Origin of the sequence: Micrococcus terreus (assembly GCF_900116905.1) — a bacterium.
GTDB lineage: Bacteria > Actinomycetota > Actinomycetes > Actinomycetales > Micrococcaceae > Citricoccus > Citricoccus terreus.
In genome coordinates, this window is the sequence record NZ_FPCG01000015.1 from 1 (window position 1) to 14,190 (window position 14,190).

18 protein-coding genes and 1 pseudogene are annotated in these 14,190 nt (G+C 63.9%); 9 read left to right on the top strand and 10 right to left on the bottom strand.

Annotated elements, in window-relative coordinates; genetic code table 11:
• The 7 genes and pseudogenes from BM355_RS13150 to mobC all read right to left on the bottom strand — a co-directional run.
• A pseudogene (locus BM355_RS13150) lies at positions 1–451 on the bottom strand (IS5 family transposase); the annotation flags it as partial.
• Between the two features lie 24 nt (positions 452–475).
• Positions 476–841: a hypothetical protein gene (locus tag BM355_RS14215; protein WP_143109512.1), complete on the bottom strand. Its 366-nt coding sequence runs from the start codon at positions 839–841 to the stop codon at positions 476–478.
• A gap of 5 nt (positions 842–846) precedes the next feature.
• Positions 847–1,152, bottom strand: coding sequence for a hypothetical protein (locus BM355_RS14220; RefSeq protein WP_143109513.1), 306 nt, complete (start codon positions 1,150–1,152; stop codon positions 847–849).
• Between the two features lie 105 nt (positions 1,153–1,257).
• A complete protein-coding gene (locus tag BM355_RS13165) occupies positions 1,258–1,659 on the bottom strand; it encodes a DUF4913 domain-containing protein (protein ID WP_091699445.1) in 402 nt (133 codons plus the stop codon).
• Complete coding sequence (locus BM355_RS13170) at positions 1,656–2,513, bottom strand: hypothetical protein (RefSeq protein WP_091699448.1); 858 nt, start codon at positions 2,511–2,513, stop codon at positions 1,656–1,658. Before BM355_RS13170 ends, BM355_RS13165 begins: the two co-directional genes overlap by 4 nt.
• An 11-nt stretch (positions 2,514–2,524) precedes the next feature.
• A complete protein-coding gene (locus BM355_RS13175; RefSeq protein WP_245760826.1) occupies positions 2,525–3,967 on the bottom strand; it encodes a relaxase/mobilization nuclease domain-containing protein in 1,443 nt (480 codons plus the stop codon).
• Between the two features lie 2 nt (positions 3,968–3,969).
• Positions 3,970–4,350, bottom strand: a complete 381-nt coding sequence (gene mobC / locus BM355_RS13180; RefSeq protein ID WP_143109514.1) for a plasmid mobilization relaxosome protein MobC — start codon at positions 4,348–4,350, stop codon at positions 3,970–3,972.
• Positions 4,351–4,713: 363 nt separating this feature from the next.
• Here mobC and BM355_RS14975 point away from each other — a divergent pair, with 363 nt between their 5' ends.
• From BM355_RS14975 to BM355_RS13200, 6 genes are all read left to right on the top strand, one after another.
• Positions 4,714–4,986 carry a helix-turn-helix domain-containing protein gene (locus tag BM355_RS14975; protein ID WP_177227965.1) on the top strand — a complete coding sequence of 91 codons (273 nt, stop codon included), beginning with the start codon at positions 4,714–4,716 and terminating at the stop codon, positions 4,984–4,986.
• Positions 4,987–5,005: 19 nt separating this feature from the next.
• A complete protein-coding gene (locus BM355_RS13185) occupies positions 5,006–5,287 on the top strand; it encodes a hypothetical protein (RefSeq protein ID WP_143109516.1) in 282 nt (93 codons plus the stop codon).
• Positions 5,288–5,343: 56 nt separating this feature from the next.
• Positions 5,344–5,673, top strand: a complete 330-nt coding sequence (locus BM355_RS13190) for a hypothetical protein (RefSeq protein ID WP_091699458.1) — start codon at positions 5,344–5,346, stop codon at positions 5,671–5,673.
• Positions 5,670–7,160, top strand: coding sequence for a hypothetical protein (locus BM355_RS13195; protein WP_091699460.1), 1,491 nt, complete (start codon positions 5,670–5,672; stop codon positions 7,158–7,160). The genes BM355_RS13190 and BM355_RS13195 overlap by 4 nt, the downstream gene beginning before the upstream one ends.
• A gap of 4 nt (positions 7,161–7,164) precedes the next feature.
• The gene (locus BM355_RS14230) at positions 7,165–7,881 is read left to right on the top strand and encodes a hypothetical protein (RefSeq protein ID WP_143109517.1); all 717 of its coding nucleotides are present in this window, start codon (positions 7,165–7,167) and stop codon (positions 7,879–7,881) included.
• A 207-nt stretch (positions 7,882–8,088) separates the two neighbouring features.
• The gene (locus BM355_RS13200; RefSeq protein ID WP_245760827.1) at positions 8,089–8,886 is read left to right on the top strand and encodes a recombinase family protein; all 798 of its coding nucleotides are present in this window, start codon (positions 8,089–8,091) and stop codon (positions 8,884–8,886) included.
• A gap of 63 nt (positions 8,887–8,949) precedes the next feature.
• On the opposite strand, the gene BM355_RS14865 is transcribed toward BM355_RS13200, so the two are convergent.
• Positions 8,950–9,312: a hypothetical protein gene (locus BM355_RS14865; RefSeq protein ID WP_143109518.1), complete on the bottom strand. Its 363-nt coding sequence runs from the start codon at positions 9,310–9,312 to the stop codon at positions 8,950–8,952.
• A gap of 514 nt (positions 9,313–9,826) precedes the next feature.
• Entirely contained in the window at positions 9,827–10,426 is a 600-nt protein-coding gene (locus BM355_RS13205) for a recombinase family protein (protein ID WP_091699462.1), read from the bottom strand.
• Positions 10,427–10,758: 332 nt separating this feature from the next.
• Here BM355_RS13205 and BM355_RS13210 point away from each other — a divergent pair, with 332 nt between their 5' ends.
• The 3 genes from BM355_RS13210 to BM355_RS13220 are packed head-to-tail and all read left to right on the top strand — an operon-like array spanning position 10,759 to position 13,174.
• Complete coding sequence (locus BM355_RS13210) at positions 10,759–12,258, top strand: MFS transporter (RefSeq protein ID WP_091699464.1); 1,500 nt, start codon at positions 10,759–10,761, stop codon at positions 12,256–12,258.
• 17 nt (positions 12,259–12,275) lie between these two features.
• Positions 12,276–12,848, top strand: coding sequence for a TetR/AcrR family transcriptional regulator (locus BM355_RS13215; RefSeq protein WP_067718726.1), 573 nt, complete (start codon positions 12,276–12,278; stop codon positions 12,846–12,848).
• Positions 12,845–13,174: a DUF3817 domain-containing protein gene (locus BM355_RS13220; protein WP_177227967.1), complete on the top strand. Its 330-nt coding sequence runs from the start codon at positions 12,845–12,847 to the stop codon at positions 13,172–13,174. Before BM355_RS13215 ends, BM355_RS13220 begins: the two co-directional genes overlap by 4 nt.
• A gap of 378 nt (positions 13,175–13,552) precedes the next feature.
• On the opposite strand, the gene BM355_RS13225 is transcribed toward BM355_RS13220, so the two are convergent.
• Positions 13,553–14,053 carry a GNAT family N-acetyltransferase gene (locus BM355_RS13225; protein ID WP_000376623.1) on the bottom strand — a complete coding sequence of 167 codons (501 nt, stop codon included), beginning with the start codon at positions 14,051–14,053 and terminating at the stop codon, positions 13,553–13,555.
• Between the last annotated feature and the right edge of the window lie 137 nt (positions 14,054–14,190).

Sequence of the window (14,190 nt, forward strand, 5' to 3'; positions counted from 1 at the left end):
GCGGGAGCGCCCGATGCCGTGACCAGGCGGTTCAACCTCGGTCAGCGGCAGTTTCTTCTGATTCGCCCCGGCCCCCTGTGTCCTGGTCCGGGCGGGCCGTGTTCGTGGCGTGCTGATGGGCTCGGGCGATGGTGGCATCGACCGAGACGGCCCAGTCGATCATCCCGGCCGCATCGGCCTCGACCAGCACCTGGGTCAGGACTCGGTCCCAGGTGCCGTCCGCGGCGTAGCGGCGGTGGCGTTTCCACACCGTCTGCCACGGCCCGAACTGCTCCCGCGGCAGGTCCCGCCACGGGATCCCGGTCCGGTACCGGTAGGCGATGCCCTCGACCACCCGCCGGTGCTCCCCGAACGGGTGCCCGCGCCGGCCATGATTCGAGGGCAACAACGGCTCGATCCGCGCCCACTGCTCGTCCGTGAACACCCGATATCGCGATCCCGTTGATCTCACCCGACCAGCCTGCCGCGAGCCTCATCACCGATAAGGGAGACACGCCCTAGCCACTTGCTTCAGCCGTGACAGGAGGGCTTCTACATCAATGTCGGGATAGTAATGACGGTTAATCTCCTGGGATTGCCCCGCTGCAATTTCCTCGGGGGTGGGTGGGGTGACCCCACGTTGCTCACAGGTGTCCTGCAAGGCGACAACATAATCATGGAAAGCCATCTCGGCGTCTGCTTCTCGAACACGCCACAGGTTGCACAAGAAGTCAGCGAAGCCGCTTCCTGGACTGAAGTCATCCACCTCAGCATCGTGCGCACTCGCAATTATCTGACCATGACGCTCAGCCGCCGACCGGAAAAGCTGACTGTAGAAATTGCGGGGAATGACTACGTTCACGTGAATCACTTCCTATCGATCAGGTGATAGCGCAATGCATTCTCGTGTTCCCAGATGGCGGCTTCAATGTCTTGCTGGGTAGGACCGGGCTCATCGCGGTGAAGGCTGGTGATCTCACGGATGGCGTGAGCGGCGCGTCGAAGCTGCTCTGGGTATTCAGATCCGGGGCTATTGTGCTCAACCTTGTTTGCAAGGGCTGCCAGGATATTACTGCCGTCGTCTGCAGAGACAATGGTGCCAACATCCACTAACGGACTCACCCCGTCGCTCTCCGACGGCAGATTCTTTGATCGGCGGCTAAAGAGGGGCATCGTTGCTCCTGAATCGTTCTGCTGGCGGACCGACAGTCCATGCTTATGGTCATTAAATCAGTTGCCCCGTCGCCAGAAGAGCCGACTCCGAGGACGCGGCCAGCTTCAGTACGCTTCTCCCCACCAGCCTTCAGGGGTGGATTCGGTGGGCCAGGTGGCAGGCGGTTGACTTTGAGCGGGAGGGTCATAGGCCCAGAAGGGGCCGTCTTCTGAGGTGAGGTGGTCCATGATGGGCCACATCAGATCGCGGAACCATAGCACCGCCGCAATGGCATCTTCTCTGCGCATCTGCTCCCAGGATTCCCAGAGGGCTTCCAGTACGGTGCCGGCTTCTTCGTAGGCCCACCAGCGGGGGTCCCATTTACGCCGGTTGAGGTTGCGCCGGTAGTGGGGGAGTAGCCATTCCTGGACCCACTGTTCGGCGTTGGCGTACACCAACGGCGTCTCATCCACGGTGGTGGTTTCGGCGCCGGAGGCGTCGACGTCTGCAAAGTTCTCCTGGCTCATCGGCTCAGTCCCGCCTCTTGAACCTTGCCCTGAGTCAGGGCCCTGCCGGACCTGGCCCGTCCCAGAGCCTGGCTGGCGGCTTGTGTTCTCTGCCCGGTGGGCGAACCGAAGGTCAGGCTCTGTCGACCGCGCACTCCGGCCAGCTCAGGGTTATTGGCTGCCCGTTCGATCTGAGCCAGCTGCTCGGGGGTCATCCGCTGATACGTCTCAGGCTGGCGGTCCCCGGCCTGTTCAGCGGTCATGGTGTTCATCCGGTCCAGATGTGCCTCTGCCTGACGGTCGCTGGCCTTGTCCAGATCCGCTGCCTCTTCAGCGACAGCTGCCGCTGAGTCAGCCTCCCGGGATGCAGTCTGGGTCTGCTCTTCGGACTCCAGCTGCTGTTGCTGCTGGGCTTCTTGGGCGGCGTCGTGATGGTCGTCTTGGCGGTATCGGTCGAAGTAGTCATCCAAGGCATCCCTCAGGGCCGCGTGACGCTCGGCCAGGGCGTTGGGGTGGTCCCGGTTGATCTGTTCGATGTTGACCCCGTAGTCATTGCGCAACCGGTCAGCGGCGTGCATGTACCCCAGCCGAGCCTCAGGGTGATGCTGGGCCAGGTGGGCGGCCACGGTGACGTGATCGGCAATGGACTCCGAACCAGCCTTTTTCCAGAACTGAGTTGAGTGCAGCTCCTGGCCCACCGACCGGGCCAACACCGCCTGCCCATGGCGTTGACGCTCGGTCTCAGCCTGCTGCTGCGCAGCGCTCATCTGAGCCCGCCGGGCTGCTACTTCACGCGCTTGCATGGCCCCGGCTAGGGCCAGGCGCAGGGTGCGTCCGAACTCTCCTGCGATCTCTGATTCTTCGTTCTCGGCCATGATGGGTCCTCCTACCGTTCGGCTCCGATATCTCTGCCCGTTGCAGTACGCCCCAACAAGGCGGGACGAGCACTCCCAACCCGGGTGGGCTGAGGGGTCGCTGGTCTGTGACTGATGGCCACGGTGGCTTCCATCAAGGCGATCGTGGTCGCGGCCAACTGCGGCCGGGAAGTGGTCAGGTGCTGTGCTGTCAGGGTGCGGCTGAGCCGGTTAGCTTGACGCATCACCGCGATCCACCCCCGGGTGCCATCCCGGCCCCCAGCACGAGCAGCCAACCGCACCGCGTACGCACCAGATCCCGGGGACTGGCCAACGCGGGCGAACTGCTCACTGAGCCCGAACAACGGACCCGGAGTGCGTGGTTCAAGCTGCAGAGACAAGCGGGCGTAGATCTGGGCCAGATCATCGGGCCCCATGTTCTTCTTCCCACTGATCAGCGCATCGACCTTCTCCGGGGCGATCGGGTGACGCCGAGTGGGATGAACACCCTGAGCACCTCGACCGGCCAGCAGCTCCTGCTCACCCTCAACCGCACCCTGACCGTCGAAGCGGCCCAGGATGGCCGGCCACCCCAGCCTGGCATCGAGCTTGCTGGGGGTGTACCGGATGGACTTCCCATCCCCAGACTCCACCGCCGGCAAGGCCACCCGGTACCCGCGCACACGAGTAGTCGATCCTTTCTGGAAGGAAGGCTCCACCAGCACGTTCAGATCCCGCAGCCGCTGCACATACTGGGCCGGGCTCTGACTGCTGGCCAAGGCTGCTCGCATGCGTCGACGCAACTCATATGGGGCCGACAGGGGACGGTCCTCCCGGTGAGCTCGTGCGGCCTCAGCCGGCTTCTCCCCGGCCAAGCCCTTGCCGTGCTCGCGGGTCTCCACCACCTGCAGTCCGAACTCTCGCTCCAGCTCTGCACACACTTTCTGTGACCGGGAGAAGTCGTTGTGGGTGTTCGTCTTCGTCCCGTCCTCCCGGACCATCTGCACGGCGATGTGGATGTGATCATTCCCGGCCTTGGACGTGCCGTGGTGCACGGCCACCCATCGTGAGCTCTTGGCCCCGTCCGGGTCGATGAACCCCATCCGGTCCACGAACGCTGTCGCAACCTGGTTCCACAGCTTTGGATCGAGCTTGCCCTCATCTGCCTTCAGTGACAGCGAACAATGCCACACATGAGCATCCCGCTCACCGGTCTTCACGTGCACCCCGCGAGCCTCATCCCACTCCCGCACCGGCACTCTCACCGAGGTGCCATGCACCCGCCGGGGTTGATCGAGGATCGCTGCGATACGCAGCGCATCACCATTACTGAGCTCGGCACCGGTCTCGAATTCGAAGAGGACCCGATCATCTCCGGCCACGACCATCGGGGCCGTGTGCTCGTTGGACCGACCTGGACCGACCAGGTAGGACATCAGCCCGGCCATCCGATCCCCTCGGGTCACGTTCGGCATCATCAGACACCACGATCCAAAGCCAACAACTCCAGCACCTGATCAGCATCACGCAGCGTCCCGCGCAGATGCTCCAGAACATCCACCAGATCCTCACGGACCGTCCCGTCGATGTTCACCCCCCGGGCAATCTGATTCAGGTTGTTCCCCACCGCCGCCAGATGACGCTGCACACCAAACAGTTCCGTGATCAACGCCCGACGCTCCGTGGCACTCTCACCACGCGAGAGCGCCAGGGCAGACTCCTTCAAGAACCTCGGCACCGTCACCCCCAACTCAGCTGCAGCAACCATCAATGCCGCATCCTCAGAAGCAGAGAGCTTGACCACCCGACGCACAGGACGACCTCCCAGCACGTTCGCCTGACGCTTCCGATCAGCCATCACTTCACCCCCTGCACAGTGCAACGCCACTCGGAACGAGTGTCCCACCCCACGCGCCACCAGGCAAGAGGGACAAGCGAGTTAGGGCACCTAACTCTATAGCTTGCTCCGGCGATGCCGGTCAGGCAGGCGGCTCCGCCGCCTCTCTCGCTTGTACGCGGAGCGTTCGTTTCGGCCTTTGAGAGTACTGGTCCCGCAGAACCCGTCAAGCCTGCGGGTCCGACTTTCGCGGCATATCCTCACTCGCTCGTTCCTCGCTCCCTCCGGTATTCCACGTTCGGTCCCTCCAGCTGGACAGGACCTGCGTTCCCGAGTGTTTCGGGCTTCGCCGAAAGAACGGCATCCAGGAAAGGAACCAGCCCCATGGCCCAGCCAGCCTGCTCACCCGAGCCGATTCGCACCAACCACCAGCCCACACTCCCAGCGGCCGCACCGATCTCTGACGCACTGCTGTCCCGCTGTCCCAGTGTTCTCACTCCCGATGAGGTTGCAGCTCTCACCGGATGCACGGTGCCGGCCGTCCTGCAGTGGATCAGCTCCCACGCGCTACCCGCCATAAAGATCGGTTCCTCCACAGCCTTAGTGCTGCGCAGAGATCTCCACATCTTCATCACCAAGCACTTCTTAGCCCCCTGAGAATGCGTAGGTTGGAGCCATGACACTCGATACAACCCAGATCCTTGAACAAGCCCGCAAGCTCACCGCCAAGCGCATGCAAGCAGCCGAAGCCATCGCCACTGCGGTGACCACACGCGTAGAAGCCGAACGTCAACTCAAAGCCGCCCTAGAGGCCGAACGCAAAGCCTTCACCGACGCCGAGAAGAACGGATGGACCAAAACTGAACTGAACCAACTCCGACCCACCAAACGCCGGACCAAGAAGACCACCACCACCGAGCAGCCGGGCACGGAACCGGCCACCAGCAGCGAGCAGTAAGCACTCCATCACCACTGACGAATCACCGACTGAAACGGCCCTGGGAGGGGACAACCATGAACACCAGCCAGATCCTGAACCACACCGCGGACCTGCTCAACACCGCCACCACCACACTGCTCGCACACCCCGACGCACTCGACCGTGCACCCGAGCTGATGGAACTACACCTGGCCGAAGGCAAGGTGCGCGCGGCGGCTACCGATCAGCCAACCGAAGATGCCTCCACCGACATCGAAGCCGGCCCCGTACAGACTGATCCCGGCGTGCTGCTGGCTGAGGCAGCCCGCCTCTTGGACACCTTGCCGGCCCAGACCAGCGCGCCTCTGAGTGAGTCCCGTCGGCAGATCCAGAACGCTCAGGCCTGGGTGGGTGAGATGGCATGAGCCAGACCTCCATCCACGACCTCTACGACATGGCACGCAAAGACCTCTACACCTTCGTGCGTCGCCCCTTCCCTAAACGCGCAGCAACCACCCCAGGGCCAGCCGAGCCCGTGCGGACCACTGAGGTTCTGGCCGCCCTGCCCCACGTGCTCAGCGCAGCCACCTACACCGTCAGGACCCACCACACCTACGCCAGTCCCACCAGCAACCAACCGATCCATCAGATCAAACAGGCTCTGGCCACCATGCAGGACCGACTAGACAAGGAAGTGCCGACCAACTCCACCCACCAGCCGGCCCCGCAGCTGCTCTCGACCTGCACCCATCTCAAAGCAGCCAGCGACATCATCCGCACCACCATGCCCTACACCGCAGAAACCAGCGGCAATGAACGCGGCCACGCCATCGACACCTCCCTCAGCCACGCCGGGGACATCCTCTACACCGCTATTGGGTCCATGCACGACCACCTACGCGCCGCACCCAAGTCCCAGGCCAGCACCGCGCTCCTGACTGACCTCCAAGCAGTCCTGAATGCCACCGCCCAACTACGCGACCTACCCCTGGGTCACCACCAGATCACCGAGCTAACTACCACAACCCCCGGCGCCGGGATTGCACACCCCCTACGCGCCTGGCTGACCCAGACAGCACCAGTCCTGGGGGCCACGCCCGAGAACCTGACCGGAGCCAACATCCACCGCGACTATCAAGCCAGGATGAGAGAGCCCGAGACCGCACAGCACGACGCCCGAGGAAGCTCCTTCATGCTCCGCGGCACCGCCATGATGTCCATGGTCATCAACCGAGCCTCCATGCACATCATCAAAGCCGCAGCCACCCACGGCCACCTCCCACCCCAACAGGCCGCCCAAACCCTAGAACGAATGAACGCAGCAGGCCAAGCCTGGACCGACGTCGCCCGACACTGGGACCACACCGTCAAAGTCGCCGGCGCCGACCTCACCCACGGGGTGCCCCACATCCAACCCGCCCTGGACGCCGCCCAGGTACTGAACCACCAACTCCGACCACTGGCTCACGGCGACCCCGCAGCCCTCAGAGCAGCCCTGTCCACACCAGCAGCCCTACGCCGCACCCTGGCCACGGCCCAACAGCTCGACGGCACCCTCAACCGACTGGCCTTCGCCCACCTGCGCCTCACCGACGGCCTGGCCAATGCCGGACACCTCCTGGGGCACGTCCGAGCTCAAGGCGAACGCCCCAACAACGCCCCCGCCACTAACCTTCCCCTCAAATGGGTCCCATTAGGCCCCAATGAGCCCTCGGCCCAGGCGATCACCACAGCAGCCCACAAGCTCGCTGAAGCAGCCCAGTACAGCGCAGAAGCAACCATGCAGCTCCGCAGCGAGACTCCATCCGCCCGAAGGGGGCCAACGCAAACCCCGAGCCACCAGCTAGCCCACCCACGGGGGCACACCCCGAGCAGAGCCAGCGCGAACACAGAGCACGACCGAGGAGCGTGAGCTCATGGACTCACCCATCACCACAGCGCTCGATGACCTCATTCGACGCTCAGCCCCGCCACCGATTCAGGCCCGCCGTCCCGCGACTGAGGAGAATCTGAAGCAGTTCAAGCCGGCACCTGAAAGGGAGCATGCGCGGCTAGATGAAGCGACCTCCAGGCGTCTGACGTCGATGACTCCAAGCGCCCAGTACAAATGGGCATCTCGCACGCTGACTGAATCTGCCGAATCGCGAGCAGGCCTGACCAACGAGCAGGCCGCGCTCATCTCCCACGTGATCGCCTCTAACGAGACGATCCGAGACAACATGGTGATGGACGTAGCTGGTTCACAAATCAAGTGCGACCGCCTAGTCCAGGCATTCCGAGTAGCCGACGATGCACGGCGCCCTGCCATGGCGGGGCTGACAGCAGCTGCCCTGTACCTCAACGGCCATCACCCAGACAGCGTGTACGCCGTTGCGCGGCATACCAGCGACAGGCTGGCACGGTCAGTGCGAACAGCGGCCGACCAAGGTGTGGATCCTCAGGCCTGGGTCATGGCCATCGACACAGGGCAGTTGCAGGAACGACTGCACGTTGCCGACCGACACCACTACCGGAACCAAATGTCAGTCGAGATGGGCCGAATCGATCGCCTCGGCTGGAACGACGACCGCGAGCTGAAACGGCCACCTGCGGTCGGAAACGAACCCAGAGCTTATCAGGGCCCCGAGAAATGACCGGCTCCGCGGCATCCGCCTCTTTGAGCTGATTCTGGTGAATCCCCGGAAACCCTGCCAATCGTGTGTCCCAGTTCCTTGGAACTGGGACACTCCCCCGAGGCAGTCAACGGGTACGACGACACGCCATGAATTTTGTTCCAGAACTAAGCCCAAAACAGCGTCCTAACAGGATCGTACAGAGCTGACTATGGATACAGCGTGGTCATGGACATCGGGTACACGCGGGTCTCGACCACGAAACAGGACCTCGACCGGCAGGTCGACGCCCTGCGCCGGGAGGGAATCGCTGCCGGCCGGATCTACGTCGACAAGAAATCCGGGGCCAACACCAACCGCCGCGGACTCCACGCCGTCCTGGACCAGGCCCGGGAGGGCGACGTGATCGTCGTGCACACCCTGGATCGGCTGGGACGCACCATGAGGGACACCCTGAACCTCATCTACGATCTGGCCGACCGCGGCGTCTGGGTGCGGAACCTGGCCGACCCGATCAAAGTGGACTCCTCCAACCCCGAGGACCCGATGTCCCAGCTGGCCGTGGTCATGCTCGCCTGTTCGGGCAGATGGAACGCACCTACGCCATCGAACCCGCCGCCCACGCCCGCGCCGTGGCCACTGCCAAGGGCCGGCGGATCGGCCAGCCCAGCGTGGTCGATCCCACCAAACTGGCCTACGCCGCGCACCTGCGCAACGAGGTCCACACCATCGCCCAGATCGTCGAGAAAACCGGCCATAGGCGTCGCCGGAGCCTTCGGCATCTTCGCCACGAACCGCGCCCTGCGCCGACTGGGCAGTGTGGCGATGAGCGCAGGCCTGGCGGTCTTCGGTCTCATCACCCTGCACACGGCCCTGAACCACGCACTGGCCGAAAGCCCGGCCCTGCCCATCATTTGGATCCTGTCTGTCGCCGCCGCGATCACTGTCAGCTGGCTGACCCTGTTCTTCTACCGCGACCTCGACCTGTATGACGTTGAGGAGGGGTATCTCGCTGATAGCGAGTAGATAGCAGGGTGATAGCAGACGGGGTGGAGTGACCGGGCATCTCCGAGTCATCACACAGGCTCATCACCCTACTGGGCCGCCCTCGCGGCTCGACGGCTCCGTGAGGCGACTGAGCAATTTGTTATCCAAGTCCGCAGGCGTCCATGGTTCGGGCGCCGTTAGCCAGTTTTGAAATAGCTCACGGAGCAACCAAGGAGCCAACACATGGGTGGCGTATTCCGTGCCGTGAAATAAGACAGATTCCTTGACCTTCCCTGCGCCATGCACGATGGCAGAGCGCTGACCGTAGAGGAACGTCACCAGAGCAGAGACTTCACCCGCGCCCCATTCGCGCGCCAGAGCTGTAGCTGCCCGCAATGCAAGACGATAGGTGATCTCGTTGCGCTCTCGACCAAGCAGCGCTTCGACCCCGATCATGGCGTCCAAGAAAGCATCCTCTGCATCGTCGCGGAGGGCAGCCCTCACTACCCGCCGAGACGCAAGACGAACCTTTGGCGCAGCATCTTGGAGTCGCTGAAATGCTCTAGGCAGGTATGCGACGCGCTCTGCATCGTATGGCGTACGCTGCTCATTCCAGTTCGCACCACGGTTCCTGGGCACTTTCTCCACATCGGTCAGCCTTACAAGCGCAGGAAGGTCCCCCACCCATTCCTTGGACCAACCGTGTGGGCGGACAAAGATATCGGCATAGCCAATATCCGGATCTCCAGTGAGTATCGACAAGGCTTCCAGGGCGGTATCTGTGGCTTTTGGCGATAAGTGGCGGCATTCTGTTGAAGTTAAATGGCGGTCCAGCCTGTCAATCCAGAAGCGTCGTTGCCCGGGATTGGCGCAGCGCCCGGGGCGGCGAACGTTAGAGGCTCTTTTCGGGCCACGGTGACGGAGGCCGGATTTAGGCGGGCCGGCATCCATTGGGCGCGGCCTGCCGGTGTCGCCCTCTCTACGTGCCGGATGCTTCCTGGTTCCCTGACAGTTGTTGCTGGTGGCGGTAGAGGGTGGCGCGGCTCCAGCCCACGAGCCGGGCGGCGTCGGCGGCGGTGCGGCCCTTGGCACGGGCCTCGTTGACGATGGCGAGCTTGTCGGCGATCTCGGTGCGGTCCAGGGGCGGGCGGCCGAACCGGGTACCACCGGCGCGGGCGGCGGCGATGCCGGCGTTGACGCGTTCCACGATCAGCTCGCGTTCGTACTCGGCGAGGGTGGCGAGCAGGTTCAGCATCAGCCGGCCCGTGGACGTGGAGGGGTCGATGCCGTCGGAAATGGACTTCACCTGCACGTCCCGGTCGCGCAGCAGGTTCACGGTGTTCAGGACGTCGATCAGGGACCGACCGAGCCGGTCCACGCGCCAGACCACGACGGTGTCCCCGGGTTCGGCGTAGTCGAGCAGCTTGCGCATGCCGGGCCGGTCCACCGCGTTTCTGCTGCCGGAGGTGACGTCGGCGAAGATGTCCCGTTTCTGGACCCCGGCGGCCAGGAGGGCATCGACCTGGAGTTGGGCGTCTTGGCCGGCAGTGCTCACGCGGGTGTAGCCGAGTTGTCTCACAAACCCATTTTGCCTCACAAAGCCGGTGCCAGCGGGATTCCGAGACACTTCGCAGTGAGACGACTTAGCGAGACACGGTGGGGCCCGGAATCCCGGCGGTTGCCGACGGCCTCGTGGCGACGGTGCCGGTGCCTTGGAAAGCTGTACCCAACTGAGGCACCAGCTCGTCCGGTTTTGCCTGCATCGAAGTGCCGCGCCTTCGCTCTAAAACCTTCCAAGCTTCGCCGCCCGCACGCCATGCATAGCGCGCGCCGTGAGTCTCTCCCTCCGTCGACTTAACTACACCATCCATCCGGTACAGTTATGTCGTTCACGACGAGGGGAAGACGCGCATGTCCGCGATGACGAAGAGGCGACGCTGGTCGCTGCTGGTGACGGTTGGAGCAGGTCTGCTGCTGATCACCTTGGATAACTCGATTCTCTACACGGCCCTGCCGACGCTGACTGAGGAACTGCAGGCTTCGAACACACAGAACCTCTGGATCATCAATGCCTACCCCCTGGTGATGGCGGGGCTGTTGCTGGGCAGCGGAACCCTGGGGGATCGCATCGGCCACACGCGGATGTTTGTTGTCGGTCTGGTGATCTTCGGACTGGCTTCCCTGCTGGCAGCGTTCGCTCCGTCACCCGAGGTCCTGATCGCTGCGCGTGCTGTGCTCGCTGTCGGTGCGGCAGCGATGATGCCGGCCACCCTGGCGCTGATCCGCACCACTTTCACGGTCGAGCGTGAGCGCAATATCGCCATCGCGGTCTGGGGAAGTATGTCGGTCATCGGGTTCGCCCTCGGCCCGATTATTGGCGGCACACTCCTTGAGTTCTTCTGGTGGGGCTCGGTGTTCTTGATCAACGTGCCCGTTGTGGTGCTGGCGCTGGTCGCTACCTGGCTGATCCGCCCGGCCAACGACCCGGATCCCTCGAAGCGATGGGATGCCATCTCCTCGATCTTGGTGATGATCGGGCTTGTCGGAACGGTGATGGCCATTAAAGAGATCGGCCACGCGCCGCCCTCGGCAACGACCATCATTGTTGCGCTGTTCGTTGCTGCCATCGGGTTCTGGCTGTTCGTGCGCCGTCAGCGAGGTATGGAGCAACCTCTGTTGGAGTTCTCCATCTTCGGCAACCCGGCGTTCACTGCCGGAGTGCTGGCCGCGTCGTTCGCGATGTTCGCGATCGGGGGCATCCAGCTCGTCACCACGCAGCGATTCCAGCAGGTCGCCGGATTCAGCCCGCTGGAAGCTGGGCTCTTGGTCGCCGCGATCGCCGTGGGCACGTTGCCGACAGGGCTCCTGGGGGGCGCGTTCCTGCACCGCACCGGACTGCTCGCGCTCATCACCGGCGGTCTCGCCTTCGCCACCGGCGGCGTCGTGGTGACGGTCATCGGATTCCAGTCGTCCTTCGGCGTGCTGATCCTCGGACTGCTGTTGACCGGAGCTGGTATCGGAGCCGCCTTGGCGGTCGCCTCCACCGCGATTATCGGGAACGTGCCGGTGCGCCGAGCAGGCATGGCCGCCTCGATCGAAGAAGTCTCCTACGAGTTCGGCAGCCTCATTGCAGTGTCCGTGCTCGGGAGCCTGCTCACGGCTATCTACGGCGCACGCGTCGTTCTACCCGACGGCGCCCCGGACGCGGCTGGCAACAGCATCGCTGAGGCACAGGCTGCTGCGCAGGGTGACGCAGAGATCCTCCAGGCGGCGGCGACGGCTTTCGACTCCGCCTACCTCGTTGTGATGCTGGTCGTCGCAGTCGTTCTCGCGGTGGGCGCAGTCATCACCGGAGTGCTTCTGCGCCGGTACCTGCCTGGCACCCAGTCACAGCTGCACTCCGAGCACTGACCGAGAAAGGACCGCCCATGCGGACCAGTAAACGGGACACGATCCTCAAGGCCGCCCTCAGCGTTGTCGAGACCGACGGCGTCACGGCGCTCACGTACGAATCCGTCGCCGCCGCCTCCGGACTCACCAAAGGCGGGCTGCTCTACCACTTCCCCTCGAAGGACGCCATGATGCTCGCGCTGCACGAACATCAAGCCCAGCACTGGGACGAGGAGATGATCCACGCACTGGGCAAGGACCCGGATGAGGCATCGCAGGATGAGCGACTCGCCGCCTATGCCCGAGTCAGCGCCCGCGGCGCCACCGGCGCGGAGTTACTGCTTATGCTCGAAGCGAGCACCGACAGCGAACTCAGCAAGCCGTGGAAACGAGTCATCACTCGCTGGGTCCCCGACCCCGCCAGCATCGACCCGACCGACCCTCGGGCACTGCAGAAGATGGTCGCCTACCTCGCTGCCGACGGTCTTTGGCTCAGCGAATCCGTCGGCGCGATCCCACTACCCCACCAGCTGCGCGCCGCGCTGGCAGAGCACCTCGCCCGCTCCGTCGCGGACGCAGACGAACTCCCGAGCAACGAGGCGAACCAATGAGCGCAAGCACCCAGCAGCGTTATGGACTTCCGCTTGTGGCAAGAGTCTCCATCGTCGCGGCCTTTCTCGAAGCCTTCACCTGGGCTGGTCTGCTCGCCGGGATGTTCCTCAAGTACGTGACGGGCACAACCGACGTCGGTGTCAGCATCTTCGGCGCCCTGCACGGCGGCATGTTCCTCATCTACCTCGCCATAGCGCTCATCACCGCCATCACCCTGCGGTGGCCATGGCGGGTCACAGCTCTCTCGATCATCGCCGCGGTACCGCCACTGACGACCATTCCCCTGGAGATCTGGCTACGTCGACGAGGACACCTCGGCTGCTGACGATGACACTGCCGCCCTCGCATCGGCGGCAGGACTCTCGACCACGGACGGCCAGACCACGCTTGTCATCGGTACCACCAACTAAACCCGCCACGGAGCATCGACAGAACACCGCCATTTACCGGCGAAGGTCACAGTTAATCCGTCCGCCGGAGATCTCGCCCAGGCAGGCTGAAGGCCGAGCAAGCCTGACAGGCCCGAAAAGCCCGGCACGGGCGTCGGCGGCGATGACGGCGGCGGCATTATCCAGGGTTGATGATGGAAGTGGAGGATATCGACAACCTCTCGCGCAACCAAGACATCGCGGTCGGACTGCAAGTGATCTTGAAGCCACGGGCCCGTCCCACCCCGACATGGACCTCGATGCCCGAACGGACGTTAGATTTCGAGTTCTAGGCGTTCTGCGATGAAGGTTGGATCCCAGCCGGGATTGAAAGTGTCGACGTGGGTGAATCCGAGCCGCTCGTATAGGCCACGCAGGTTCGGGTGGCAGTCGAGCCGCAGCTTGGCGCACCCCTGCGTTCGCGCGGCATGGCGGCAAGCCTCGATCAGCGCGGAGCTGACACCCCGGCCCGCATGTGTCCGTCGCACCGCGAGCTTGTGCAGATATGCGGCCTCCCCCTTGAGGGCGTCGGGCCAGAACTCGGGATCCTCGGCCGACAAGGTGCAACAGCCGACGATGCCGTCGCTGCAACTCGCGACTAGGAGCTCGGATCTCAGGACGAAGGTCTCCGCGAATGTCCGGTCGATCCGCGCGACGTCCCAGGCGGGCGTTCCCTTGGCGGACATCCACGCCGCAGCGTCGTGCATCAGCCGCACAACCTCGTCGATATCACCCGAGCAGGCGACCCGAACGTTCGGAGGCTCCTCGCTGTCCATTCGCTCCCCTGGCGCGGTATGAACCGCCGCCTCATAGTGCAGTTTGATCCTGACGAGCCCAGCATGTCTGCGCCCACCTTCGCGGAACCTGACCAGGGTCCGCTAGCGGGCGGCCGGAAGGTGAATGCTAGGCATGA

Bases quoted from the DNA above. Each gene is read 5' to 3' on its own strand.
- BM355_RS14220 (WP_143109513.1), bottom strand. From the start codon at position 1,152: ATGCCCCTCTTTAGCCGCCGATCAAAGAATCTGCCGTCGGAGAGCGAC.
- BM355_RS13165 (WP_091699445.1), bottom strand. From the start codon at position 1,659: ATGAGCCAGGAGAACTTTGCAGACGTCGACGCCTCCGGCGCCGAAACC.
- BM355_RS13170 (WP_091699448.1), bottom strand. From the start codon at position 2,513: ATGGCCGAGAACGAAGAATCAGAGATCGCAGGAGAGTTCGGACGCACC.
- BM355_RS13175 (WP_245760826.1), bottom strand. From the start codon at position 3,967: ATGCCGAACGTGACCCGAGGGGATCGGATGGCCGGGCTGATGTCCTAC.
- mobC (WP_143109514.1), bottom strand. From the start codon at position 4,350: ATGGCTGATCGGAAGCGTCAGGCGAACGTGCTGGGAGGTCGTCCTGTG.
- BM355_RS14975 (WP_177227965.1), top strand. From the start codon at position 4,714: ATGGCCCAGCCAGCCTGCTCACCCGAGCCGATTCGCACCAACCACCAG.
- BM355_RS13185 (WP_143109516.1), top strand. From the start codon at position 5,006: ATGACACTCGATACAACCCAGATCCTTGAACAAGCCCGCAAGCTCACC.
- BM355_RS13190 (WP_091699458.1), top strand. From the start codon at position 5,344: ATGAACACCAGCCAGATCCTGAACCACACCGCGGACCTGCTCAACACC.
- BM355_RS13195 (WP_091699460.1), top strand. From the start codon at position 5,670: ATGAGCCAGACCTCCATCCACGACCTCTACGACATGGCACGCAAAGAC.
- BM355_RS14230 (WP_143109517.1), top strand. From the start codon at position 7,165: ATGGACTCACCCATCACCACAGCGCTCGATGACCTCATTCGACGCTCA.
- BM355_RS13200 (WP_245760827.1), top strand. From the start codon at position 8,089: ATGGACATCGGGTACACGCGGGTCTCGACCACGAAACAGGACCTCGAC.
- BM355_RS13210 (WP_091699464.1), top strand. From the start codon at position 10,759: ATGTCCGCGATGACGAAGAGGCGACGCTGGTCGCTGCTGGTGACGGTT.
- BM355_RS13215 (WP_067718726.1), top strand. From the start codon at position 12,276: ATGCGGACCAGTAAACGGGACACGATCCTCAAGGCCGCCCTCAGCGTT.
- BM355_RS13220 (WP_177227967.1), top strand. From the start codon at position 12,845: ATGAGCGCAAGCACCCAGCAGCGTTATGGACTTCCGCTTGTGGCAAGA.
- BM355_RS13225 (WP_000376623.1), bottom strand. From the start codon at position 14,053: ATGGACAGCGAGGAGCCTCCGAACGTTCGGGTCGCCTGCTCGGGTGAT.